Below are 23,612 nucleotides of genomic sequence, written 5' to 3' on the forward strand. Positions count from 1 at the left end.
CGATAGGCCTTAACTGGAGTAATCCAGCACCGTCCAGACTCGGGTCAAGCCTTCGCCGATCACACAACCCGAGGCGCCCAATTGCTTATTGTCATGCAGGGTCATGCGGGTGGTTACACCGTCCGCAGCATCTTGGCGCTCGACCAGCCACTGAACCTTGCCGCAGTTCGGTGTATCGATCACGTAGCTGGCAGCGATCGGCGCATCGCTACCGGCGAGCTTGATCGCATCGACGACCATACCGCGCTCTTCCACGCGTTTACCGTCAGAAACCAGCACGGCCCAGGCTTGGCTGTCTTCGATAATCAGGTAATTGGCGTTGACCTTGGGTTGCTCGACGTGCGGCTGCACACAGCCAGTCAGCGTCGCCAGCAGCACAACTGTCATGAGTATCTGTTGCATTGTCAGTAGCCCTCGGCATCGGCCACGAGCGCTTTGCAGCGATCGCGGACATGGGAGTCATGAAGCGTCGGAGCTCACTATTACCGAATACTGTTTATTTGTACAGTATTTTTGATTTACCCTAGCAGCCGTCACCACACCGATCGAAAACCGGGATTGCCTCGACTAGATCAGGCGTAAAGCGGGAGCCTAATATGCTGGACGTAATGCAACTCAAATACTCGATCAACCGGATGCCACTGGACAAGGTTCGCCCCATCGTCGAGGAACTGCATCTGGAGGGAATCGTTACCGAAGGTAAGACCCCTTTCAACCGCCTGCACTTCAATACCTGCTTCGCCGAAATCGAGGCCTTATTACAACGTGCGGGCTATCACAGGCAGTTGGATGTGGTCGGCTATCAGGGCCTTGCCTATGCGATGTTCGACCCCAACCGCTGGGAAGCCGTAGATGTACTGCGCTGGCTCAGGGATTATGTGGAAGAAGCTCAGGCTCGCCCCGCCTCATAGCGATCCACCTGCAGGCAACTACGCACAAAAATGGCTCATGATGTGCAGGGGATTGCGCTTGGAAAACCTGGATTTACTCGTGCAAGGCTATGTGGCGCGATGTTTGCTTTATGATCTAGACATTAGATCGGCGCCCATTGAATGAGAAGCCGAGTAACGTACACGGCGTCTGCCAGATCACCTTCCCCCATCGGGTGGCCTGGTAGATGCCGTTTTTATTTACAGCTCTGCGCACTTTTCTGCAGGCAAAGAAAAACCCGGCCGAGGCCGGGTTTTTCCTGAAACCTGAGCCTATTACTGGGCTTGGGCTTCTACTTCAGCTTCTACGCGACGGTTGATCGCGCGGCCTTCTTCGGTAGCGTTGTCAGCAACCGGACGGGACTCACCGTAGCCAGCGGAGTTGACGCGATCAGCGCCTACGCCGTACTGGTTGACCAGAACGTCACGAACAGCGTTTGCACGACGCTCGGACAGCTTCTGGTTGTAGGCATCAGTACCGACGGAGTCAGTGTGGCCTTCAACGGTGGTGTTGGTTTGCGGGTACTGGTTCATGAAGTCAGCCAGGCTCTTGATGTCGCCGTAGCTTTCTTCTTTGACAGCAGCTTTGTCGAAGTCGAACTTAACGTCCAGCTCAACGCGAACCACTTGCGGTGCTTCTTCAACGACCGGAGCCGGAGCTGGAACTGGCTCTGGAGCCGGCTCAGTTACCTGGGCAACCTGACGGGTGCTGCCACCGAAGTTCAGACCGACACCAACGCCGGTTTGCCATTCGGTGTCGCCTTTGTCGATGTTGTACAGGGCTTCAACACCAGCACGTGCGTACAGCATCTCGGTGAAGTAGTACTTGGCACCAGCACCAGCGATAGCCAGAGTGGAGGTGTCGCGACCGCCTTTGTTGGCGTCGCCAATGCTCTGGTGGCCAACGCCGCCAGAAACGTACGGACGCAGGCCTACACCTGGCTGACCGAAGTGGTAGAGAGCTTTAAGATCAGTCAGGTTGCCCTTGATGTTCTTGCTGCCAGCAGCGCCTTCGCCACGCAGGTCGTGGTATTCGCCGTAGGACAGAGCCAGTTCAACGTCGTCGGTCAGGTAGTAACCAACGCTTGCGCCGAACAGGTTGCCTTCGTCATGAGCAAAGTCACGCTGTGTGTCGGTGAAATAGCGATTGGCAAAGCCTTCCACCTCGACAGCGCCTTGGCCTTGAGCCAGCACGCCCATGGAGGTTGCGGCTACCAAGGAGCCAATGACAACGCCTAAGGTGTTTTTCAGTTTCATCCGTTAAATCCCCATCTCATATATAGAGTGATTGCTTCACATGCAGATAGACATGTGAGTCTTCGGTAAGTTTAACAAAACTCACCTTTGCCAGAAAAACCTGCCCGAACTAACTTTCGGTAACGCCTGCAAACTTCTCTCGCAATCGGTCGAGCGCACGCTTGTAGCGCATTTTCGTGGCGCTCAGCCCCATATGCATGATGTCAGCAATTTCCTGAAACTCCAGTTCTGCAACAAAACGCAGCACCAGAATTTCACGGTCAATCGGGTTTACATGCACAAGCCATCGATCCAAACCACCCGGTTCCTCTACCTTTGGCGCTTTTTCATCAGACGCCTCCTCGAGAGGATCCAAACTCAGCGCATCCATCAAACGACGTTTGCGACGCTCCTTGCGGTACTGGGTAATGCACTCGTTATAAGTAATGCTGTAGAGCCAGGTCTTGAACTTCGATTTACCTTCGAAGTTCTTCAGTCCGTATAGAACCTTCAACATCACTTCCTGACAGACATCGTCCGCATCGCGATCGTTCCCTAAATATCGCGCGCACACATTGAACAGGGTGCGCTGGTAACGCCGCATCAGCTCCTCGTAGGCGCGAGTGATGTGGAACAGCTCGTCATGGGCACGCGCCACCAGCTCCTCGTCGGAGAGCTCGCGTGGGTCATAGCGCAGTGACGGTGATTGGGGTGCGTTCAAAGCAGATCGGGCCAACGGTCAGGACGAAAACAGCCAGCACCTGTTCGTACAGGCTGCTGGCTGGGCGCATAGGGTAGCAGAAATGCCCCCTCAGCGGCTGCTTACCCGCTGCTCGAGCAGCACACGATTGGAGAGCGATATCAGCTCGCCAGAGTCCGTCAATACAGTGGTTTTGACCGTACCGATTTCCTCGATCTGCCCTTCGACACCCCCTACTTCGATCTCCTGCCCCACTTGATACAGCTCACGCACATAGATGCCAGCGAGAATCTGGCTGGCCAGTTCCTTGCTGCCGAGACCGAGCGCCAGCGCGACGGCCAGGCCGACAGAGATCAGTACGATGGCGATGACGTTGTTGAGCAGGTCGGTCTTCACTTCCAACTGCCCGATGGCCACGGAGATGCTGATGATGATTACCAGCCCCTGGGCCAGCCGTGCGAGACCATGGGCATAGTCCAGACCGACACCTTCTGCCGCCCCCCGCACCAGGCCACTGAGCAGATGCGCCAGCAGCACGCCAGCCAGCAGGATCAATGCGGCGCCGAACACTTTCGGCAGGTACAGGGCGAGCACGTCAAGCGTCGCGGAAACCCGCTCCAGGCCCAGCGACTCGGCAGCCGACACCAGGAATATCAGCAATACGAACCAATAGACGATCTTGCCGATCAGTGTCGAAACCGGAACCTGAAAACCCGCACGCCCCAATATCTTGGTCAGGCCGGTGCCGGCCATCAGGCGGTCAAGGCCGACTTTGCCGAGCAATTTGGAAAGCAATGTATCGAGCAGCTTGGCGACCACGAAGCCGAGCAGCACCAGCACCAGGGCCACGAACAGGTTGGGAATGAAGCTGGCGACTTTCGTCCACAACGCCGTCATCGCGGCGACCAGGCTATGAGTCCAGGGGTCGAGTTCCATTTCATTCAGCCTTATCAGAAGAGCGAGCAGCAGCACGGCGACGCGACACCGGTGCTACATGGGAAGAGCCATTGTTGAGGGCAATCATCAGGGCGCCGGCCCAGTGCCCCATCAAGCCGAACAGGTCGCCCGCACCGACCTGGCGGTTGGCGGTCTTCAGGACGCGGTTCAGGCAAGCGTCGTCATCGCGCGATGGCGAAGACGAGGCTTTCAACAGATCACGCAGGGATTCTTCGAATGGATCGTGCATGGCAGACCTCATAGAACGTCTTCGCTAGACGAAGCGCCTGAGACGCAAGTCACATCACACCCAACGCAGACGCCGGAATAACAGCCACTGCCCGAAGCCGATGGACAGCATCAACAGGCAGGCGACGAGGAAGCCGTACGGGCTATCAGCTCCTGGGATGCCGCCGACGTTGATGCCCAGCAACCCGGTGACGAAGCTCATTGGCAGGAACACGCAGGTGATGATGCCGAAACGGAACATGATGTGGTTCATGCGCACGTCCATGCGCCGATTTTCCGTTTCCAGCAGTAGGCCGATGCGCTCGCGAGTCAGCTCCAGCTCCTCGAGGTAGCGCAGCAGGCGGTTGTTCAGCTCGTTCCAGTAGATGCCGTCTTCGTGGGTCAGCCAGGGCAGTTGACTGCGCGTCAGCTGTACGTAGATATCACGCTGCGGTGACAGAAAGCGCCGCAGGTTCGCCGCACGCCGACGGATCTGCAGCAGCAGACCGTGATCGGGCAAGGCTCGCTCATCGCCGTCGACCTTCTCCTCCTGGCCGTCGACCAGCTCGGAGAGTTCGGTGACCAGATCCTCGACCTTGTCGGTCAGGTAATCGCTGAGCTGAAGCACCAGTTCGGAGGCAGTCTTCGGCCCCTTGCCGACCTGCAGCCGCTCGATCAGATCCTCGGTAGCCCGCAGCGGGCGCAGGCGCAGGGAAACGATGCGTCGCGCTTCGGCGAAAATACGCACCGAAACCATATCCTCGGGCTCGGCGCCCGGATTGAGGTTGACGCCCCGCAGAAAGACCAGCAGCTCATCATTGGACAGCGGCAATGCCCGTGGCCGGGTATTTTCCTCGAGCAACAGATCACAGGCGAACTCGCTCAAACCACTGTCGCGGCGCAACCAGCTCTGGGTCTGCGGGTGACTGCGATCCCAGTGCAGCCAAAGACTCTGCCCCTCCTCCAACTGCAATTCGTCAAGTTGCTCGCGCGCTACCGCACAGGCGCCGCCTTTACCATCCAGCACGAAACCGTGTACCAGGCCCCACTGCGCGTTGTCTTCCTCGTACATCCATACCCCTGATGATTCATCACGGCAGCCAGGTGGCCACGACAAGCTGATTTATTCGACCTGCAAGGCCTGCGGCGAGACGATGATGCCGTTGTTGTCGGCATACAGGTACTCGCCCGGGCGGAAAGTCACGCCGCCAAAAGTGACCACCACGTTGAGATCACCCAGGCCACGTTTCTCGGTCTTCATCGGGTGGCTGCCCAGGGCTTGAACGCCAAGGTGGGTCTGCGCGAGCACATCGACGTCACGCACGCAGCCATAGATCACCATGCCTTCCCAGCCGTTCTTTGCGGCCTTCTCGGCGATCATGTCGCCAAGCAGCGCGCAACGTAGCGAGGCTCCGCCGTCGACCACCAACACCTTGCCAGCACCGGGCTCATCGGCCTGGGACTTGACCAGGGAATTGTCCTCGAAGCATTTGACGGTGACGATCTGCCCACCGAACGAATCGCGGCCTCCGAAATTGCTGAACATCGGCTCCACGACGCTGACCAGTTCCGGGTTGGCGTCACACAGATCGGGCGTGATGTATTGCATGGCGAAGCTCCTGAATGGGTGATCGTGGCCTGCAGCATAGCTCTCTCAGCCACGCGACGGGCACTGTGTGGCCAGGCGTCGCGGCGATTGACGAGGCAATCTTAGCCGGATCACGGCGTAGCAGGAATGCTCGCATCGCTTTGCTCCTGCGCGGTAGCGACTGGCGACTGCCGGTCTCCCTCGAGCCAGCGGCGAACCAGCGGCCAGACTTCGTCTTGCGCCTGCTTGCTGACCAGCATCTGCACGTGGTCGTAGTCCTGCTGAAAGCCTTGGGCACGGCTCAGGTTGACGAACTGCCTATCAACCGAGGCGAATTGCTCGAACAGCGCCCGGCACGCCGCAGGCGGACACTCGAGGTCACCCTCGCCCGCCACTGCCAGTAATGGCACCTGTACCTCATTCAAACCGGCCCACCAGTCCCGTTCAGCATCGCCGAAACGACCGAACAAGCGGTGCCAGCGCAGGGTTTCCAGAGCGATGCCGATCGGCTCGTCTTCAGGCCCGCGCTTGAGCCGCGAGCCGGACAGCAGCGCAAAACGCTTGAGCAGCAGGCGCGCCAGCCACTCGATTGGCGGCACCTTGAGCGGCCAGTAGCGGCGGCTGATTTCGCTACCGAACAGGCCGACGCTGGCGATAGCGCCCTGCTGCAGATAGCCGCCGCCCAGCGCTGCGGCGAGGGTCAGGCCGCCCAGCGAGTGGCCAAGCCAGTGCGCAGGACGCGGGTTCTTTTCGGCAACGAAGGCCGCGATTGCCGGCAGGTCGTAACGCGCATAGTCAGCCACGCAGTTTTGACGATAGGCGAGGTTACGCGGCGACAGGCCGTGGCCACGCATTTCCGCGATCCACACATCGAACCCGGCGCGAACCAGGTACGGCGCCAAGCCTATGCACCTGGGCGAGTACCAGAAACGCCGATTGGAGAAACTGCCGTGCAGCAGGATCACCGGCTCGCCACGCACGCTCTCCTGCCCCGCGACCGCCAAGCGGGTCAGCGCCAGCTCGACGCTGAAGTCCGGGCTGTTGCCAGGTTTGAGGCGGTAGACATCTTCAGTCAGATCGCCACGCAACTCGGCACTGATCAGCGCTACGGGAAACAACTCACTACTGCTTTGCATCTTCTTCGCTCTGATACAGCATGCTGTCGACGACGGTTGATCACCAGTCGACAGGCCACAAAATGTCGGGAAACAGCTGGCTGTCCTATAAAGCCAGCCAGCGGGAATGCGGGTCACAAAAAAGGGCAGGTAGAACCTGCCCTCGGGTCACGGTTCAGCGCATCTCAGTCAGCTAGGCTGGACTTCGGCGAGGAAGAACCAGGTTTCCAGCACCGAATCCGGGTTCAGGGAGACGCTTTCGATGCCCTGCTCCATCAGCCAACGCGCCAGATCCGGGTGGTCGACGGGCCCTGACCGCATATACCGATGTACTTGCCGGCCTTGTTGCACGCCTGGATGGCGTTCGACAGCAGCTTCTTGACCGCCGGGTTACGCTCGTCGAACAGGTGAGCGACGATACCGGAGTCGCGATCCAGGCCCAGGGTCAGCTGAGTCAGGTCGTTGGAGCCGATGGAGAAGCCGTCGAAGTACTCGAGGAATTCCTCGGCAAGAATGGCGTTGGACGGCAGCTCGCACATCATGATGACCTTGAGACCATCCTGACCGCGCGCCAGGCCGTTCTCGGCCAGCAGATCGACCACCTGCTTGGCTTCGCCCAGGGTACGCACGAAAGGCACCATGATCTCGACGTTGGTCAGGCCCATCTCGTTGCGGACCTTTTTCAGCGCCCGACATTCCAGCTCGAAGCAATCGCGGAACGACTCGCTGATGTAACGCGAGGCACCACGGAAGCCGAGCATCGGGTTCTCTTCTTCCGGCTCGTACAGCTTGCCGCCGATGAGGTTGGCGTATTCGTTGGACTTGAAGTCGGACAGGCGCACGATGACCTTCTTCGGCCAGAACGCCGCGGCCAGGGTGCTGATGCCCTCGACCAGTTTCTCGACGTAGAAATTCACCGGGTCGTCATAGCCGGCGATGCGCTTCTCGACGCTTTCGCGGATTTCCGGCGGCAGGCCGTCCATGTTCAGCAGCGCTTTGGGGTGCACGCCAATCATGCGGTTGATGATGAATTCCAGACGCGCCAGGCCAATACCGGCGTTGGGCAGCTGGGCGAAGTCGAAGGCGCGATCCGGGTTGCCGACGTTCATCATGATCTTGAACGGCAGCTCGGGCATGGCATCGACGGAGTTCTTGCGAATGTCGAAGCCCAGCTCGCCTTCGAAGATGAAACCGGTGTCGCCCTCGGCGCAGGAAACGGTCACGCCCTGGCCGTCACGCAGCACATGGGTGGCGTTGCCGCAGCCGACCACGGCCGGAATGCCCAGCTCACGGGCGATGATCGCCGCGTGGCAGGTACGCCCGCCACGGTTGGTGACGATGGCGCTAGCGCGCTTCATCACCGGCTCCCAGTCCGGATCGGTCATGTCGGAAACCAGTACGTCGCCGGGCTGAACCTTGTCCATTTCCGACACGTCGTTGATGACCCGCACCTTGCCGGCGCCGATTTTCTGGCCGATGGCACGACCTTCGACCAGTACGGTGCCGGTCTCCTTGAGCAGGTAGCGCTCCATCACGGTGACATTGGCGCGGCTCTTCACGGTCTCGGGACGCGCCTGGACGATGTACAGCTTGCCGTCGTCACCGTCCTTGGCCCACTCGATGTCCATCGGGCGGCCGTAGTGCTTCTCGATGATCACCGCCTGCTTGGCCAGTTCGGTGACCTCGGCATCGCTCAGGCAGAAGCGCGCGCGTTCGGCGCGGTCGACGTCGACGACCTTGACCGACTTACCGGCCTTGGCTTCGTCGCCGTAGATCATCTTGATCGCCTTGCTGCCCAGGTTGCGACGCAGAATCGCCGGGCGGCCCGCTTCGAGGGTGTGCTTGTGCACGTAGAACTCGTCAGGGTTGACCGCGCCCTGCACGACGGTCTCACCGAGGCCGTAAGCACCGGTGATGAACACCACGTCGCGAAAGCCCGATTCGGTGTCGAGGGTGAACATCACCCCGGCGGTACCGGTTTCCGAGCGCACCATGCGCTGTACGCCGGCAGACAGGGCGACCAGTTTATGGTCGAAGCCCTGATGCACGCGGTAAGCGATGGCACGGTCATTGAACAGCGAAGCGAAGACTTCCTTGGCAGCGCGAATGACGTTTTCCACGCCGCGGATATTGAGGAAGGTTTCCTGCTGGCCGGCAAAGGACGCATCGGGCAGGTCTTCGGCGGTCGCCGAGGAGCGCACGGCAACGGCCATGTTGTCGTTGCCACCCGCCATGGCGGCGAAGGCGATGCGGATCTGCTCGTTGAGCGCCTCAGGGAACTCGGCGTCCATAACCCACTGACGGATCTGCGCACCGGTCTTGGCCAGGGCGTTGATATCGTCGACATCCAGAGCGTCCAGGGCTTCGTGGATCTGCGCGTTGAGCCCACTCTGCTCGAGAAAGTCGCGATAGGCCTGTGCCGTAGTGGCGAAACCACCGGGAACCGAAACGCCGGCGCCCGCCAGATTGCTGATCATCTCGCCAAGGGAGGCGTTCTTGCCCCCTACATGCTCGACATCGTGATTGCCGAGCTTATCGAGGGAAACTACGTACTCTGCCAAGGTGATCTCTCCACTTCAGTGTTGGAAAAGCTCATGGGGCTGGAAAAGCCGCCGGCTCGCGCCGTGTGGACAATGGCCTGGCCCTGGAAAATAAGTAACAATGCAAGCCCATCGGGGGCCGCAAAACTGGCCCATCATAGCCAAGATTCGCTCTCAGCTTAAGGCCATTGTCGCAATGAATCGAACCGCGTACTTCATCTCCGACGGCACCGGTATCACCGCAGAAGCGCTGGGTCAGAGCCTTCTGGCCCAGTTCGAGACCATCGGTTTCACCAAGCTCACGCGACCGTACGTCGATAGCGTGGAAAAAGCGCGGGCGATGGTACAACAAATCAATAACGCCGCCGACAAGGACGGCGCCAACCCGATCATCTTCGCCACCATCGTCAATCAGCAGATCCACGACATCCTGGCCGAGTCCCGTGGTTTCATGATCGATATCTTCTCGACCTTCCTGTCTCCCTTGGAGCAGGAACTGAACTCGCACTCCTCCTACTCGGTCGGCAAGTCGCATTCGATCATCCACAACGCCAACTACATGGAGCGTATCGAGGCGGTCAACTTCGCCCTCGACAACGATGATGGCGCACGCACGCACTACTATGACAAAGCCGATCTGATTCTGGTCGGCGTATCGCGCTGCGGCAAAACCCCGACATGCCTGTACATGGCCATGCAGTACGGCATCCGTGCCGCCAACTACCCGCTCACCGAAGACGACATGGAACGCCTGCAGTTGCCGGCTTCGCTGAAGAAGTACCGCGAAAAGCTGTTCGGCCTGACCATCGATGCCGATCGCCTGGCTGCCATTCGTAACGAACGCAAACCCAACAGCCGCTACTCCAGCTATGCTCAGTGCGAGTTCGAGGTGCGCGAGGTGGAAGGCCTGTTCCGTCGCGAATCGATCAATTTCATCGACTCCACGCACTTCTCGGTGGAAGAAATCTCCGCCAAGATCCTGGTGGAAAAAGGCGTCGAACGGCGCTTCAAGTAACCCGCACCCTCTCTGGACGTGCCCCATGACTCTGCTCGATGCCGTGCTCTTCGCCCCTGTCGCCATGTTGATCGCACTGACGCCAGGGCCGAACAATTTCTGCGCGATGAACAACGGCATTCGCCATGGCATCGGCGCGGCCGTACTGGCGACCACAGGCCGTGCAGTGGCCTTCGCCATTTTCCTGAGCATTTCCGCCATCGGCCTGGGCGCCATGCTGCTGGCTTCGGAAACGGCCTTCACAGCGATCAAATGGGTGGGCGCGCTGTACCTGCTGTATCTGGGCATCAGCGCCTGGCGCAGCCGGGAATTCAGCGGCCTGGATCTGGACGGAGCGGTGCCTGCCGTACAGCCGCAACGGCGGATAAGCCGCCTGATGCTGCAGGAGTTTCTGATCGGCATCAGCAACCCCAAGGCCATCCTGCTGTTCGCTGCGGTGTTCCCGCAGTTCATCAAGCCGGGCGAGCCCGCCATCGAGCAGTTCGTCTACCTGGGCGCGACCTACCTGCTGGCCGAGTACGCCGCGTCGTTGGTCTACGCCCTGTTCGGCCGGCAGATTCGCCGCTTTATTCGCACCAGTCGCGGCGCACAGCGGCTGAATCGCACCACCGGCGCCTTCTTCATGGGTGCGGGCGGATTGCTGATCGGTACGACACAGCACTGATCCGGTGAGCCGGTCGTTTAGAAAGCATCGCCCGGTACGCGCACCCAACCTTCCATCAACACCCGCGCACTGCGGCTCATGATGGCCTTGGTTACCAGCCATTGCTTGCCGTCATGGGTTGCCTCGGCGCCCACCCGCAGCGTGCCGGAGGGATGACCGAAGCGCACCGCGCTGGGCTCGCCGCCCCCCGCAGCCAGATTCACCAGCGTGCCGGGAATGGCTGCTGCCGTGCCGATCGCCACCGCGCAAGTGCCCATCATCGCGTGGTGCAGTTTGCCCATGGACAGCGCGCGTACCAGCAGATCGACCTCCCCGGTCTCAACCGTTTTCCCACTCGATGACGTGTACGATTTCGGTGGGCTGACGAAGGCGATTTTCGGCGTATGTTGCCGGGTCGCCGCCTGTTCAGCGCTCTTGATCAGGCCCATGCGCAGGGCGCCGGCCACGCGGATCTTCTCGAAGCGCGCGAGCTGCGCCGGGTCGCCATTGATCGCTTCGCGCAGCTCAGTGCCCTGGTAGCCAATGTCCTCGGCGTTGACGAATACCGTGGGAATGCCGGCACTGATCATGGTGGCATTGAAGGTACCGACACCAGGCACTTCCAGGTCATCGACCAGATTGCCGGTCGGAAACATCGAGCCGCCCTCCTCGCCGTCATCTGACGGGTCAAGAAACTCCAGCACGATCTCCGCGGCCGGAAAGGTCACCCCGTCGAGCTCGAAGTCGCCGGTTTCCTGAACCTGGCCGTTGCTGACGGGAACGTGGGCGATGATGGTCTTGTGGATATTGGCTTGCCAGATGCGTACCACGCAGGTGCCGTTTTGCGGAATGCGCGCCGGGTCGATCAGCCCGGCATGCAGGGCGAACGCACCTGCAGCCGTGGACAGGTTGCCGCAATTGCCGCTCCAGTCGACGAAGGCCTTGTCGATGGAAACCTGGCCGTAGAGGTAATCCACGTCGTGATCAGGCTGGCTGCTCTTCGACAGAATCACGCATTTGCTGGTACTGGAGGTCGCGCCGCCCATCCCGTCGATCTGTGCGGCGTAAGGATCGGGGCTGCCGATCACGCGCATGAACAGCTTGTCGCGAGCCTCACCCGGCACCTGGCAACGCTCGGGCAAATCCTCCAGGCGAAAGAACACACCCTTGCTGGTGCCGCCACGCATATAGGTGGCGGGAATTTTCACTTGCGGTACATGGGCCATGAATGTCTGTCCTGTTTAAGTCGCGATGTTCTGTACCGGGCACCAAGCCGCAGCCGGGAGTGCCTTCCACCAAGCCCTGTCAGGCCTTGGCCGACTCCAGGAAATCCTGGGCGAAGCGCTGCAACACGCCCCCGGCCTCGTAGATCGATACTTCCTCGGCAGTGTCCAGGCGGCAGGTCATGGGTACCTCAAGGGTTTCCCCGTCACGTCGGCGGATGACCAGCGTCAGATCGGCGCGCGGCCTGCGGGCGCCGATCACATCGAACGTCTCGCTGCCGTCGATGCCGAGGGTAAGGCGCGTGGTACCTGGCTTGAACTCCAGCGGCAGCACGCCCATGCCGATCAGATTAGTGCGGTGAATCCGCTCGAAACCCTCGGCGGCAATCGCCTCCACCCCGGCCAGGCGCACCCCCTTGGCCGCCCAGTCGCGGGACGAGCCCTGCCCGTAGTCGGCGCCAGCCACGATGATCAGCGGCTGCTTGCGCTGCATGTAGGTTTCGATGCCCTCCCACATCCGCACCACTTTTCCCTCGGGTTCCAGGCGAGTCAACGAGCCCTTCTTCACCTGGCCATCGACCACGGCCATTTCATTGACCAGTTGCGGGTTGGCGAAGGTAGCGCGCTGGGCGGTCAGGTGATCGCCGCGGTGGGTGGCGTAGGAATTGAAGTCTTCTTCCGGCAAGCCCATTTTCGTCAGGTATTCACCGGCAGCGCTGTCGGCCAGGATGGCGTTGGACGGCGACAGGTGATCGGTGGTGATGTTGTCCGGCAACACCGCCAGTGGACGCATGCCGGTGAGGGTACGCTCACCGGCCATAGCTCCTTCGCCCTCCTCATCCCAGTAAGGCGGACGGCGAATGTAGGTGCTCATCGGCCGCCAGTCATACAGCGGGCTGATGCGTTCGCCATTGTCAGGCTGCACGGCGAACATGGGGATGTAGACCTTGTGGAACTGCTCTGGCTTGACGCTGGCCGCGACCACTGCGTCGATTTCTTCATCCGCTGGCCAGAGGTCCTTGAGGCGGATTTCTCGCCCGTCCACCACGCCCAGCACATCCTTTTCGATATCGAAGCGAATGGTGCCGGCAATGGCATAAGCGATCACCAGCGGTGGCGAAGCCAGGAACGCCTGCTTGGCGTAGGGGTGAATGCGCCCGTCGAAGTTGCGGTTACCCGACAGCACGGCGGTGGTATAGAGGTCATGTTCGATGATTTCCTGCTGAATCGCCGGATCCAGCGCGCCGCTCATACCGTTGCAGGTGGTGCAGGCAAAGCCGACGATACCGAAACCGAGTTTTTCCAGTTCCGGCAGCAGGCCTGCGGCCTCCAGATACAGCTGCACCGCCCGCGAGCCAGGCGCCAGGGACGACTTGACCCAGGGCTTGCGCAATAGCCCCAGCGCATTGGCCTTTTTCGCCAACAGCCCGGCCGCGATCACGTTGCGCGGGTTGCTGGTGTTGGTGCAACTGGTGATGGCGGCGATGATCACCGCGCCATCGGGCATCTGCCCGGGCACATCCTCCCAGGCCCCGGCGATGCCGCGCTCGGCGAGCGCCGAGGTCGGCAGACGTTTATGCGGGTTGGAGGGGCCGGCCATGTTGCGTACTACGCTCGACAGATCGAAGCTCAGCAGGCGCTCGTATTCGGCGTCGGCAAGGTCGTCAGCCCACAGGCCGGTGACCTTGGCGTAGGTCTCGACCAGGCGAACCTGCTCATCGTCACGACCGGTCAGCCTGAGGTAGTCGATGGTTTGCCGGTCGATGGCGAACATCGCGGCGGTGGCACCGAACTCAGGGGTCATGTTGGAGATAGTCGCGCGGTCGCCGAGGGTCAGCGCTGCGGCACCCTCCCCGAAGAACTCCAGGTAGGCGCCGACCACCTTGGCCTGGCGCAGGTATTCGGTGATCGCCAGCACCACATCGGTGGCGGTGATCCCAGGCTGCGGCCGGCCAGTCAGCTCAACGCCGATGATATCCGGCAGGCGCATCCACGAGGCCCGCCCGAGCATCACGCTCTCCGCTTCCAAGCCGCCTACACCGATGGCGATCACGCCCAGCGCGTCGACATGCGGCGTGTGGCTGTCGGTGCCCACGCAAGTATCGGGAAAGGCTACCCCGCCCTGCACTTGCACCACCGGCGACATCTTCTCCAGATTGATCTGGTGCATGATGCCGTTGCCCGGCGGGATCACGTCGACGTTCTTGAACGCCTTCTTGGTCCACTCGATGAAGTGGAAGCGATCCTCGTTGCGGCGATCCTCGATGGCGCGGTTCTTGGCGAACGCGTCCGGGTCGAAACCACCGCACTCCACGGCCAGGGAGTGGTCAACGATCAACTGGGTGGGCACCACCGGGTTGACCTGGGCAGGGTCACCGCCCTTCTCGGCAATCGCATCACGCAGCCCGGCGAGATCCACCAGCGCGGTCTGACCAAGGATGTCATGGCACACCACACGCGCCGGGTACCAGGGGAAATCTAGGTCACGGCGGCGCTCGATCAGCTGCCTCAGCGACGCAGTGAGCGTGGCCGGATCACAGCGACGCACCAGGTTCTCCGCCAGCACTCGCGAGGTGTACGGCAGCGTGGCGTAGGCACCGGGCTGGATGACATCGACCGCCGCGCGGGTATCGAAGAATTCCAGCGAGGTGCCGGGTAGCGGCTTGCGGTTGGCGCTGTTCATGGTCAGGGTCATGGCACGAAACTCGATCACGGTGGAATAGCTGGCGCGCCGTTCGAGCCGGCTGCGCTCTTTATAGGGATCGCGGCGCCACCGCAGTGGGCCGCGAGCGTTACTTCAGCGCTGATCCAGCGCCACGAACGGACGCTGCTCGACGCCGGTGTACTCGGCACTGGGGCGAATGATTCGGTTGTTGGCACGCTGCTCGAACACGTGAGCCGTCCAGCCGGAAACCCGAGAGCAGACGAAGATCGGCGTGAACAACTTTGTGGGGATACCCATGAAGTGATACGCCGAGGCATGGTAGAAGTCGGCGTTGGGGAACAACTTCTTCTGCTCCCACATGACCTTGTCGATGGCCTCGGAAACCGGGAACAGCACCTTGTCGCCCACTTCATCGGCGAGTTTTCTGCTCCAGCCCTTGATCACCTCGTTGCGCGGGTCGGACTCCTTATAGATCGCGTGGCCAAAGCCCATGATCTTGTCCTTGCGCTCGAGCATCGCCAGGGTGCCGGCAGTGGCGTCTTCTGCCGAGGCAAAGCGCTCGATCATCTCCATCGCCGCCTCGTTGGCACCGCCATGCAACGGCCCGCGCAGGGAACCGATGGCCGCGGTGACGCAGGAGAAGAGGTCGCTGAGCGTCGAGGCGCAAACCCGCGCGGTAAAGGTCGATGCATTGAATTCATGCTCGGCATACAGAATCAGCGAAACGTTCATCACCTTGACGTGCAGCTCGCTGGGCTTATTGCCATGCAGCAGCGCCAGGAAATGACCACCGATGGTCGGCTCGCTGCTGGTGCAATCGATACGCTGGCCTTCATGGGTGAAGCGATACCAGTAGGTCATGATCGCCGGAAAGGCGCCGAGCAGCCGGTCGGCCTTGTCACGCTGCTGCTCGAAGCTGGCCTCGGGCTCGAGGTTGCCCAGCACCGAGGCGCCGGTACGCATCACGTCCATGGGATGGGCATCCTTGGAAATGCGCTCCAGTACTTCCTTGAGCGCTGCGGGCAGATCACGCAGGCCCTGCAGTTTCTTCAGATAGCCATCCAGTTGCGCCCGATTGGGCAGCTCGCCATACAGCAGCAGGTAGGCAACTTCCTCGAAGATCGCCCCCGCAGCCAGCTCGCGCACGTCATAACCTCGGTAGGTCAGCCCGGCACCGGTCTTGCCCACGGTGCACAGTTCGGTCTGCCCGGCTACCTGGCCACGCAGGCCAGCGCCACTCAACACTTTTGCTTCAGCCATTGCTCGCTCCCGTTTTCTTGAAATTGTCGGATGTGCAATTCGTAACGCGCCGCCTCATCAACGGCGCGCGGTTCAGCTCTTCTTCTGGGCAAACAACGCATCGAGGTGCTGCTCGAAAGCGTGATAGTCGATGCGTTCGTAAAGCTCCATGCGGGTCTGCATGCTGTCGACCACGTTCTTTTGCGTGCCGTCACGGCGAATTGCCGTATATACGTTTTCCGCCGCCTTGTTCATGGCGCGAAACGCCGACAGCGGATAGAGCACCAGGCCCACATCGGCCGAGGCCAGCTCATCGGTGGTGAACAGCGGCGTGGCGCCGAATTCGGTGATGTTGGCAAGGATCGGCGCCCTCACCCGTGCAGCGAAAGTCTTGTACATCTGCAGCTCGGTGATGGCCTCAGGGAAGACCATGTCGGCGCCGGCCTCGACACAGGCTGCGGCGCGATCCAGAGCGGCCTCAAGGCCCTCGACGGCCAACGCGTCGGTGCGCGCCATGATCACGAAACTGTCATCGGTGCGCGCGTCCACCGCAGCCTTGATGCGATCGACCATCTCCTGCTGGGAGACGATCTCCTTGTTCGGGCGGTGGCCGCAGCGCTTGGCGCCAACCTGATCTTCGATGTGAATGGCGGCGGCGCCGAACTTGATCATCGACCTGACGGTGCGCGCCACGTTGAATGCCGAACTGCCGAAGCCGGTATCCACATCCACCAGCAGGGGCAGATCGCAGACATCGGTGATGCGGCGCACATCGGTGAGCACATCATCCAGCCCGGTGATGCCCAGATCCGGAAGCCCCAGAGAGCCCGCGGCAACGCCGCCGCCCGACAGGTAAATAGCCTTGAACCCTGCGCGCTTGGCGAGCAGTGCATGGTTGGCATTGATGGCGCCGACGACTTGCAGCGGCTGCTCGTTAGCAACCGCATCGCGAAAGCGCTGGCCTGGCGTGCTCTGACTCATGACTTGCCTCGGGACTTGACGGTGATGGGATGGGCGCCCTGGTAATGGCGCTCGATATTGCGCTTGGAGGCGCCGATGTGCCGGCGCATCAGCAGCTCGGCCAGCTCACCGTCACGCTCGGCGATGGCATCGAGGATGCGGTGGTGCTCGGCGAACGCCTGGGGCGGTCGGTTGGGCGTGGCGGAGAACTGGATGCGGTACATGCGTACCAACTGATAGAGCTCGCCGCAGAGCATCTTCACCAGAGTGCGATTACCACTGCCCTGGATGATCCGATAGTGGAAGTCGAAATCCCCCTCCTGCTGGTAGTAACCCACTCCAGCCTGGAAGGCCTCATCGCGCTCGTGGGTATCCAGCACCCTGCGCAGATCGTCGATCTCAGCTTCGCTCATGCGCTCGGCAGCCAATCGGCAGGCCATGCCCTCGAGGGACTCGCGGATCTCGTAGAGCTCAATCAGCTCGTCACGGTCGAGTGACACCACCCGTGCCCCGACATGGGGGATGCGTACCAGCAGTCGCTGCCCTTCCAGACGATGAATCGCCTCGCGCAGCGGGCCACGGCTAATGCCGTAGGTGCGCGCCAGCTCGGGCTCGGAGATTTTGCTACCCGGCGCGATCTCGCCCTTCACGATAGCCGCCTGGATACGGCGAAATACCTGTTCGGAGCGGGTTTCCGCGTCCTGCTCGGCAGTCAGGGCGGGTACACTGGACTCCTGCATATTGTCTACACATCGCTAGCCATTGGTTCGATAACGATAGATAAAAAGCCATAAACCCACAAATAAAAAATAGCATTGTCGACAATAGGCTAAGTTTCGCCATAAACATGACCAATAATAGGTAGACATAGAAAGGCGGAAAACCGTCTGTCACCGCGGAAAAGCCCCATGTTAGAATGCGCGCCATTCATGCCTGAACGGGGTGTCCCGGGGCGCCTGCTAGACTCCAAGCCAGCGAACGGCGGCCCTGCCCGAGATTCGCTCTACCGATCGCGATCCACCCGACAGGATTTATGAGACTCAAACCCCTCCCCCTGCTTTTTTGTCTATTGCTCCTGCCCGGCTTCGCCGTGGCAGCGGACAAGACCATCTATGGCCTGAACGAATACGTCAGCCTCGACATCGACGTGGAGGTGGCCGCCAAGCTCGATACCGGCGCCCAGACCGCCTCGCTCAGCGCTCGTGATATCGAACGTTTCAAGCGTGATGGCGAACGTTGGGTGCGCTTTTACCTGGCCATCGACGATGCCCACGCGCACCCGATCGAACGCCCCCTGGCACGCATCAGCAAGATCAAACGACGTGCCGGCGACGTGGACTCGGATGACGAAAAGACCTACACGGCACGTCCGGTGGTCGAGCTCGACGTTTGCATGGGCGGCGTCAGGCGCCAGATCGAAGTGAACCTTACCGATCGCAGTGCCTTCCAATACCCTCTTCTGATCGGCTCCGATGCACTCAAGCGCTTCGATGCCCTGATCGACCCAAGTTTGAAATACGCAGCAGGGAAACCTGCCTGTACCACCGCAAAGTCCGGCGAGTAATCCCATGCGCTCTCTCACCCTGCACCTGAAAGTCCTCATCACCATCCTGGTGAGCCTGGGGATCGCGATTACCGCCTATCAAATATTCGTGCTCGGCATTCCGGTCAGCAGCGACGAAACCGATGACCTGTGGAACATCGACACCCGCGTCGAATTCCAGGCCAATGGCCGCGACCCCATCAAGCTGCAGATGTTCGTGCCGCCGCTGAATCAGGATTACGTAAGCCTCAACGAGAGCTTCATCTCCAACAACTATGGCGTGAGCGTCAACCGTGCCGACGCCAACCGCAAGGTGACCTGGTCGGCGCGCCGCGCCAGCGGCAAGCAAACTCTTTATTACCGTTTGGTGCTGACCAAGCGCTACAGCGGCGAGCAGGCCAAGGCTAAAGGCCCGATCTTCCGTGACAGCATTCCGGTCGAAGGCCCCGAGAAGATCGCTGCGGAAGCGCTGCTGGCGCCGATTCGTCAGCACTCGGCCGACGTCGAAACCTTCATCAGCGAGACCATCAAGCGCGTCAACAACACAAATGACGACAACGCCAAGCTGCTGCTCGGCGGCGATGCCTCGACGACCAAGAAGGCCCAGGCCGTCGAACTGCTGCTGTCCATCGCCCACGTACCGATGGAGCGCGTGCACACCATTCGCCTGGCAGCAGACATCCAACAGAGCCCGGAGCTGTGGCTGCGCAGCTTCAACGGCGACCGCTGGCTGTACTTCAACCCGGAAACCGGTGAGCAAGGCCTACCGAACGATCGCCTGGTCTGGTGGACAGGTGACGAGCCGCTGGTCACCCTCGACGGTGGCCGCCAGGCAACCACCACCTTCACCCTCAACAACAGCGAGATGAACGCCATTCGCCTCGCTCAGCTGACCGACGAAAACACCGACGCCGACTTCCTGGAGTACTCGCTGTACGGCCTGCCGCTGCAGACCCAGCAGACCTTCATGATCATGGTGATGATCCCCATCGGCGTGCTGGTCATCCTGATCCTGCGCAACCTCGGCGGCCTGCAGACTCTGGGTACCTTCACCCCGGTGCTGATCGCCCTTGCCTTCCGTGAGACGCAGCTGGGCTTCGGTATCTTCCTGTTCACGGTGATCACCGCACTCGGCCTGTCACTGCGCTCCTACCTGGAGCACCTGAAGCTACAGATGCTCCCGAGGCTATCGGTGGTACTGACTTTCGTGGTCGTGCTGATCGCCACCATCAGCCTGTTCAGTCACAAGCTGGGCCTGGAGCGCGGCCTGTCCGTAGCGCTGTTCCCGATGGTGATTCTGACCATGACCATCGAGCGTCTGTCGATCACCTGGGAAGAACGTGGCGGCAGCCATGCCTTCAAGGTGGCCATCGGCACCCTGTTCGCCGCCACCATCGCGCACCTGCTGATGAGCGTGCCGGAGCTGGTCTACTTCGTCTTCACCTTCCCGGCGATTCTGCTGATTCTGGTGGGCTTCATGCTGGCGATGGGTCGCTACCGCGGCTACCGCCTGACCGAACTGTTCCGCTTCAAAGCCTTCCTGAAGGATTGAGCCAATGTTAGGTCTCTGGAAAACCTGGAAGGCCCTTGAAGCCAAAGGCATCATGGGCATCAACCGACGCAATGCGGACTACGTGCTGAAGTACAACAAACGGCACCTGTACCCCATCGTCGACGACAAGATCATCACCAAGGAGCGGGCAATTCAAGCCGGCATTCACGTGCCGGAAATGTACGGGGTGATCTCTACCGAGAAGGAAATCGACAACCTCGACAAGATCATTGGCGAGCGCAGCGATTTCGTCGTCAAGCCGGCCCAGGGCGCCGGCGGTGACGGCATTCTGGTGATCGCCGACCGCTTCGAAGATCGCTTCAAGACTGTATCGGGCAAGATCGTCAGCCACTCCGAGATCGAGCAGCAGATTTCCAGCATCCTCTCAGGCCTGTACTCCCTTGGCGGACACCGAGATCGTGCGCTGATCGAATACCGGGTGACCCCGGACAGCATCTTCAAGAGCATCAGCTACGAAGGCGTGCCAGACATTCGCATCATCGTGCTGATGGGTTATCCGGTGATGGCCATGCTGCGCCTGCCAACCCGCCAGTCGGGCGGCAAGGCCAACCTGCACCAGGGTGCCATTGGCGTCGGTGTGGATCTGGCAACCGGCGTGACGCTGCGCGGCACCTGGCTGAACAACAAGATCACCAAGCACCCAGACACCACCAATGCGGTAGACGGCGTGCAGTTGCCGAACTGGGATGGCTTCATGAAGCTCGCCGCTGGCTGTTACGAGCTATGCGGCCTGGGCTACATCGGCGTGGACATGGTGTTGGATCAGGACAAAGGCCCGCTGATTCTCGAGCTCAACGCCCGCCCCGGCCTAAACATCCAGATCGCCAACGACTGCGGCCTGACCCATCGCGCCCATGCGGTGGAGGCTCGCCTGGAAGAATTGGCGGCCAAAGGCATCCAGGAAAACGCCGAAGAACGCACGCGCTTCTCTCAGGAACTGTTCGGCCACATCCCACCTGCAGAAATCTGAGCCCTGCCCTGCTGCCGACGCCCGTCGGCAGCAGGCAACTCTCTTACAGACTCAACTGACGACTGGACGCCTTGAGGAACTCTGCCTTGAGGCCGGCGAACGTGTGCACGGCCGGAAATTGCGGGAATTCGCGAATCACGTTTTCCGGGGCATGGAACAGAATACCGGCGTGGGCCTCGCTGAGCATGGTGGTGTCGTTGTACGAATCACCAGCAGCGATGACACGGTAATAGAGGCTCTTGAAGGCCAGCACCGATTGGCGCTTGGGATCCTTCTGACGCAGCTGATAATCCACTACGCGGTCGGTATCGTCGGTGATCAGGCGATGGCACAGCAGCGTCGGAAAGCCCAGCTGGCGCATCAGCGGCTGGGAGAACTCATAGAAGGTGTCCGACAGTATCACCACCTGGAAGCGCTCGCGCAGCCAGTCGACGAACTCAACGGCGCCGTCCAGCGGCTTCAGCGTGGCGATCACTTCCTGGATATCCGACAGCTTCAGGCCGTGCTCGTCGAGGATGCGCAGGCGCTGCTTCATCAACACGTCGTAATCGGGAATGTCCCGGGTGGTCGCCTTGAGGGATTCGATTCCGGTCTTCTCGGCGAAGGCGATCCAGATCTCGGGAACCAGTACACCTTCCAGATCGAGGCAAGCGATTTCCACGGCACACTCCTACGTTGGGCTTGAAAGTTGGCGGCAACTCTACAGAAGCGGCAGCGCTTTGACGATAAGGTCGGCCCCGGCTATCACGCAGATTTGCTACCATCGCCCTTCTCATCCACATGCTCTGGAGCCCGCAATGGATCTCGATCTGGACAGACTCAACGCCGAATTCGCCAATCAGCCGGAAAAGCTGGTCGAGTGGGCAATCGGCCTGGGTAAACCAGCGATCTGCACCACCAATTTCCGCCCGTTCGAGGCCGTCATCCTGCACATGGTCAGCCAGGCCAAGGCCGACATCCCGATCATATGGATGGACAGCGGCTACAACACCGAAGCCACCTACAAGTTCGCAGATGAAGTCACCCAGCAGCTTGGTCTTAATCTGATCACTTACCTGCCCAAACGCAGCCGGGCCCACCGTGAAGCCATCGACGGCACGACACCGGCGCTGGACGATCCGCGCCACGCCGCGTTCACCGAAGAGGTCAAGCTGGAGCCATTCGCCCGCGCCCTGCGTGAAACCGCACCGAGTGTCTGGTTCACCGCGCTACGCGCTACCGACACAGCCGTGCGCGCACAGATGCAGCCGGTCAGCATCAACCCGGATGGCCTGATCAAGGTCGCGCCGCTGTTGCACTGGTCGTCCAAGGATCTGTATCAGTACCTCACCGCCCACGGCCTGCCGAACAACTTCGACTACTTCGACCCGACCAAGGGCGAAGACAACCGTGAGTGCGGTCTGCACCTGAGCCACTGACCTCAGCACGAACGAAAATGGCGCCTCATGGGCGCCATTTTCGTTTTACTGCAGCAATTAGTGCAGCGGCAGCTCCACGCCCTTGAACAGCTCTTCGAGCTCAACCTTGTTGTGGCACTGCACGGCCTTGGCCAGCACATCACGGGTCAGGTGCGGGGCGAACTTCTCGATGAAGTCGCACATGAAGCCACGCAGGAAGGTGCCACGACGGAAGCCGATCTTGGTCACGCTGGACTCGAACAGCTCACTGGCATCGAGCACGACCAGATCCGGATCCAAAGTCGGGTCGATGGCCATTTTGGCCACGATGCCCACGCCGAGACCAAGGCGCACGTACGTCTTGATCACGTCGGCATCCGCCGCGGTGAACACCACCTTGGGGGTGAGACCGCGGTGGCTGAACGCTTCATCGAGCTTGGAGCGACCGGTGAAACCGAAGGTGTAAGTGACGATCTCGTGCTCGGCGAGGGCTTCCAGGGTCAGCTTGGGCAGCTTGGCCAGCGGATGCCCTTGAGGCACGATCACGCAGCGATTCCACCGGTAGCACGGCATCATCACCAGGTCGTTGAACAGCTCCAGACCTTCAGTGGCGATGGCGAAATCCACGGTGCCGTCGGCGGCCATCTCGGCAATCTGCGTCGGCGTACCCTGATGCATGTGCAGGGCAACATCCGGGTACTGCTTGATGAAGCTGCTGATTACCGGCGGCAGCGCGTAACGTGCCTGGGTGTGAGTGGTCGCGATGGACAGAGTGCCCTTCTTCTCGTTGGAGAATTCCTGGGCAATCTGTTTGATGCTTTCGACCTTGCGCAGAATCTCACCGGCGGTAGTGATAATGCGCTCACCCGCGGGTGTCACTCGCGTCAGGTGCTTGCCGCTGCGCGCGAACACTTCCACACCCAATTCGTCCTCGAGCAAACGGATCTGTTTGCTGATGCCGGGCTGCGAGGTATAGAGGCTCTGCGCCGTGGCTGAGACGTTGAGGTCATGGTGCGCGACCTCCCAGATGTAGCGCAGTTGCTGAAGCTTCATATAAATCCCTCAGAGCGGATAGGCAGCCTGATCGTCGATCCGATATATAACCATATTAA

At 60.7% G+C, this 23,612-nt stretch carries 22 protein-coding genes and 1 pseudogene; 7 read left to right on the forward strand and 16 right to left on the reverse strand.

Going from position 1 to position 23,612, the window contains the following annotated elements:
* Positions 1 to 9: 9 nt before the first annotated feature.
* A complete protein-coding gene (locus tag K5Q02_RS17635; RefSeq protein WP_225832669.1) occupies positions 10 to 402 on the reverse strand; it encodes a hypothetical protein in 393 nt (130 codons plus the stop codon).
* Positions 403 to 596: 194 nt separating this feature from the next.
* Between K5Q02_RS17635 and K5Q02_RS17640 the strand changes: the two genes are divergently transcribed.
* Positions 597 to 911, forward strand: coding sequence for a transcriptional regulator (locus K5Q02_RS17640; RefSeq protein WP_225832670.1), 315 nt, complete (start codon positions 597 to 599; stop codon positions 909 to 911).
* 294 nt (positions 912 to 1,205) lie between these two features.
* Here K5Q02_RS17640 and K5Q02_RS17645 read toward each other — a convergent pair whose 3' ends face one another.
* The 8 genes and pseudogenes from K5Q02_RS17645 to ppsA all read right to left on the reverse strand — a co-directional run bounded on the left by K5Q02_RS17645 (position 1,206) and on the right by ppsA (position 9,293).
* The gene (locus K5Q02_RS17645) at positions 1,206 to 2,186 is read right to left on the reverse strand and encodes an OmpA family protein (RefSeq protein ID WP_225832672.1); all 981 of its coding nucleotides are present in this window, start codon (positions 2,184 to 2,186) and stop codon (positions 1,206 to 1,208) included.
* Between the two features lie 109 nt (positions 2,187 to 2,295).
* Entirely contained in the window at positions 2,296 to 2,886 is a 591-nt protein-coding gene (gene sigX / locus K5Q02_RS17650; RefSeq protein WP_225832674.1) for an RNA polymerase sigma factor SigX, read from the reverse strand.
* A 90-nt stretch (positions 2,887 to 2,976) separates the two neighbouring features.
* Entirely contained in the window at positions 2,977 to 3,801 is an 825-nt protein-coding gene (locus K5Q02_RS17655) for a mechanosensitive ion channel family protein (protein WP_225832676.1), read from the reverse strand.
* Position 3,802: 1 nt separating this feature from the next.
* On the reverse strand, positions 3,803 to 4,051 hold the full coding sequence (locus K5Q02_RS17660; protein WP_042553752.1) for a hypothetical protein: 249 nt from the start codon (positions 4,049 to 4,051) through the stop codon (positions 3,803 to 3,805).
* Between the two features lie 54 nt (positions 4,052 to 4,105).
* Positions 4,106 to 5,101: a zinc transporter ZntB gene (locus K5Q02_RS17665; protein WP_225832677.1), complete on the reverse strand. Its 996-nt coding sequence runs from the start codon at positions 5,099 to 5,101 to the stop codon at positions 4,106 to 4,108.
* A 51-nt stretch (positions 5,102 to 5,152) separates the two neighbouring features.
* The gene (gene rraA / locus K5Q02_RS17670; RefSeq protein WP_042553754.1) at positions 5,153 to 5,638 is read right to left on the reverse strand and encodes a ribonuclease E activity regulator RraA; all 486 of its coding nucleotides are present in this window, start codon (positions 5,636 to 5,638) and stop codon (positions 5,153 to 5,155) included.
* A gap of 110 nt (positions 5,639 to 5,748) precedes the next feature.
* Positions 5,749 to 6,753, reverse strand: a complete 1,005-nt coding sequence (locus tag K5Q02_RS17675) for an alpha/beta fold hydrolase (RefSeq protein ID WP_225832679.1) — start codon at positions 6,751 to 6,753, stop codon at positions 5,749 to 5,751.
* Positions 6,754 to 6,921: 168 nt separating this feature from the next.
* Positions 6,922 to 9,293 (reverse strand): annotated as a pseudogene (ppsA, locus tag K5Q02_RS17680) (phosphoenolpyruvate synthase).
* A 175-nt stretch (positions 9,294 to 9,468) separates the two neighbouring features.
* Here ppsA and ppsR point away from each other — a divergent pair.
* A complete protein-coding gene (gene ppsR / locus K5Q02_RS17685) occupies positions 9,469 to 10,287 on the forward strand; it encodes a posphoenolpyruvate synthetase regulatory kinase/phosphorylase PpsR (protein ID WP_225832681.1) in 819 nt (272 codons plus the stop codon).
* A 25-nt stretch (positions 10,288 to 10,312) separates the two neighbouring features.
* Positions 10,313 to 10,951 (forward strand): LysE family translocator, encoded by a 639-nt coding sequence (locus tag K5Q02_RS17690; protein WP_225832683.1) that lies wholly within the window; start codon positions 10,313 to 10,315, stop codon positions 10,949 to 10,951.
* 17 nt (positions 10,952 to 10,968) lie between these two features.
* Here K5Q02_RS17690 and prpF read toward each other — a convergent pair whose 3' ends face one another.
* The 5 genes from prpF to K5Q02_RS17715 form a co-directional block, all read right to left on the reverse strand.
* Complete coding sequence (gene prpF / locus K5Q02_RS17695) at positions 10,969 to 12,156, reverse strand: 2-methylaconitate cis-trans isomerase PrpF (protein WP_225832684.1); 1,188 nt, start codon at positions 12,154 to 12,156, stop codon at positions 10,969 to 10,971.
* Between the two features lie 79 nt (positions 12,157 to 12,235).
* Entirely contained in the window at positions 12,236 to 14,836 is a 2,601-nt protein-coding gene (gene acnD / locus K5Q02_RS17700; protein ID WP_225839723.1) for a Fe/S-dependent 2-methylisocitrate dehydratase AcnD, read from the reverse strand.
* A gap of 114 nt (positions 14,837 to 14,950) precedes the next feature.
* The gene (prpC, locus tag K5Q02_RS17705; RefSeq protein WP_225832686.1) at positions 14,951 to 16,078 is read right to left on the reverse strand and encodes a bifunctional 2-methylcitrate synthase/citrate synthase; all 1,128 of its coding nucleotides are present in this window, start codon (positions 16,076 to 16,078) and stop codon (positions 14,951 to 14,953) included.
* A gap of 72 nt (positions 16,079 to 16,150) precedes the next feature.
* The gene (gene prpB, locus K5Q02_RS17710; RefSeq protein ID WP_225832687.1) at positions 16,151 to 17,038 is read right to left on the reverse strand and encodes a methylisocitrate lyase; all 888 of its coding nucleotides are present in this window, start codon (positions 17,036 to 17,038) and stop codon (positions 16,151 to 16,153) included.
* Positions 17,035 to 17,757, reverse strand: a complete 723-nt coding sequence (locus K5Q02_RS17715) for a GntR family transcriptional regulator (RefSeq protein ID WP_225832689.1) — start codon at positions 17,755 to 17,757, stop codon at positions 17,035 to 17,037. Before K5Q02_RS17715 ends, prpB begins: the two co-directional genes overlap by 4 nt.
* Positions 17,758 to 18,050: 293 nt before the next feature.
* Here K5Q02_RS17715 and rloA point away from each other — a divergent pair, with 293 nt between their 5' ends.
* The 3 genes from rloA to K5Q02_RS17730 are packed head-to-tail and all read left to right on the forward strand — an operon-like array spanning position 18,051 to position 21,103.
* A complete protein-coding gene (gene rloA / locus K5Q02_RS17720) occupies positions 18,051 to 18,581 on the forward strand; it encodes a retropepsin-like aspartic peptidase RloA (protein WP_042553763.1) in 531 nt (176 codons plus the stop codon).
* Positions 18,582 to 18,585: 4 nt separating this feature from the next.
* Positions 18,586 to 20,112 carry an osmotic stress tolerance membrane protein RloB gene (gene rloB / locus K5Q02_RS17725; RefSeq protein ID WP_225832691.1) on the forward strand — a complete coding sequence of 509 codons (1,527 nt, stop codon included), beginning with the start codon at positions 18,586 to 18,588 and terminating at the stop codon, positions 20,110 to 20,112.
* Positions 20,113 to 20,116: 4 nt separating this feature from the next.
* Positions 20,117 to 21,103 carry an alpha-L-glutamate ligase-like protein gene (locus K5Q02_RS17730; protein WP_225832692.1) on the forward strand — a complete coding sequence of 329 codons (987 nt, stop codon included), beginning with the start codon at positions 20,117 to 20,119 and terminating at the stop codon, positions 21,101 to 21,103.
* A 43-nt stretch (positions 21,104 to 21,146) separates the two neighbouring features.
* Here K5Q02_RS17730 and thrH read toward each other — a convergent pair whose 3' ends face one another.
* Entirely contained in the window at positions 21,147 to 21,764 is a 618-nt protein-coding gene (gene thrH, locus K5Q02_RS17735; RefSeq protein WP_225832694.1) for a bifunctional phosphoserine phosphatase/homoserine phosphotransferase ThrH, read from the reverse strand.
* Between the two features lie 136 nt (positions 21,765 to 21,900).
* Here thrH and K5Q02_RS17740 point away from each other — a divergent pair, with 136 nt between their 5' ends.
* Positions 21,901 to 22,521 (forward strand): phosphoadenosine phosphosulfate reductase domain-containing protein, encoded by a 621-nt coding sequence (locus tag K5Q02_RS17740; RefSeq protein ID WP_225832696.1) that lies wholly within the window; start codon positions 21,901 to 21,903, stop codon positions 22,519 to 22,521.
* A 57-nt stretch (positions 22,522 to 22,578) separates the two neighbouring features.
* On the opposite strand, the gene cysB is transcribed toward K5Q02_RS17740, so the two are convergent.
* Positions 22,579 to 23,553, reverse strand: coding sequence for an HTH-type transcriptional regulator CysB (cysB, locus tag K5Q02_RS17745; RefSeq protein WP_225832697.1), 975 nt, complete (start codon positions 23,551 to 23,553; stop codon positions 22,579 to 22,581).
* Between the last annotated feature and the right edge of the window lie 59 nt (positions 23,554 to 23,612).

This window comes from Pseudomonas sp. MM211, assembly GCF_020386635.1.
Taxonomy (GTDB): Bacteria; Pseudomonadota; Gammaproteobacteria; order Pseudomonadales; family Pseudomonadaceae; genus Aquipseudomonas.

Coding starts and splice junctions, on each gene's coding strand:
- K5Q02_RS17635 (WP_225832669.1), bottom strand. CDS start 402: ATGCAACAGATACTCATGACAGTTGTGCTGCTGGCGACGCTGACTGGC.
- K5Q02_RS17640 (WP_225832670.1), top strand. CDS start 597: ATGCTGGACGTAATGCAACTCAAATACTCGATCAACCGGATGCCACTG.
- K5Q02_RS17645 (WP_225832672.1), bottom strand. CDS start 2,186: ATGAAACTGAAAAACACCTTAGGCGTTGTCATTGGCTCCTTGGTAGCC.
- K5Q02_RS17655 (WP_225832676.1), bottom strand. CDS start 3,801: ATGGAACTCGACCCCTGGACTCATAGCCTGGTCGCCGCGATGACGGCG.
- K5Q02_RS17660 (WP_042553752.1), bottom strand. CDS start 4,051: ATGCACGATCCATTCGAAGAATCCCTGCGTGATCTGTTGAAAGCCTCG.
- K5Q02_RS17665 (WP_225832677.1), bottom strand. CDS start 5,101: ATGTACGAGGAAGACAACGCGCAGTGGGGCCTGGTACACGGTTTCGTG.
- rraA (WP_042553754.1), bottom strand. CDS start 5,638: ATGCAATACATCACGCCCGATCTGTGTGACGCCAACCCGGAACTGGTC.
- K5Q02_RS17675 (WP_225832679.1), bottom strand. CDS start 6,753: ATGCAAAGCAGTAGTGAGTTGTTTCCCGTAGCGCTGATCAGTGCCGAG.
- ppsR (WP_225832681.1), top strand. CDS start 9,469: ATGAATCGAACCGCGTACTTCATCTCCGACGGCACCGGTATCACCGCA.
- K5Q02_RS17690 (WP_225832683.1), top strand. CDS start 10,313: ATGACTCTGCTCGATGCCGTGCTCTTCGCCCCTGTCGCCATGTTGATC.
- prpF (WP_225832684.1), bottom strand. CDS start 12,156: ATGGCCCATGTACCGCAAGTGAAAATTCCCGCCACCTATATGCGTGGC.
- acnD (WP_225839723.1), bottom strand. CDS start 14,836: ATGAACAGCGCCAACCGCAAGCCGCTACCCGGCACCTCGCTGGAATTC.
- prpC (WP_225832686.1), bottom strand. CDS start 16,078: ATGGCTGAAGCAAAAGTGTTGAGTGGCGCTGGCCTGCGTGGCCAGGTA.
- prpB (WP_225832687.1), bottom strand. CDS start 17,038: ATGAGTCAGAGCACGCCAGGCCAGCGCTTTCGCGATGCGGTTGCTAAC.
- K5Q02_RS17715 (WP_225832689.1), bottom strand. CDS start 17,757: ATGCAGGAGTCCAGTGTACCCGCCCTGACTGCCGAGCAGGACGCGGAA.
- rloA (WP_042553763.1), top strand. CDS start 18,051: ATGAGACTCAAACCCCTCCCCCTGCTTTTTTGTCTATTGCTCCTGCCC.
- rloB (WP_225832691.1), top strand. CDS start 18,586: ATGCGCTCTCTCACCCTGCACCTGAAAGTCCTCATCACCATCCTGGTG.
- K5Q02_RS17730 (WP_225832692.1), top strand. CDS start 20,117: ATGTTAGGTCTCTGGAAAACCTGGAAGGCCCTTGAAGCCAAAGGCATC.
- K5Q02_RS17740 (WP_225832696.1), top strand. CDS start 21,901: ATGGATCTCGATCTGGACAGACTCAACGCCGAATTCGCCAATCAGCCG.
- cysB (WP_225832697.1), bottom strand. CDS start 23,553: ATGAAGCTTCAGCAACTGCGCTACATCTGGGAGGTCGCGCACCATGAC.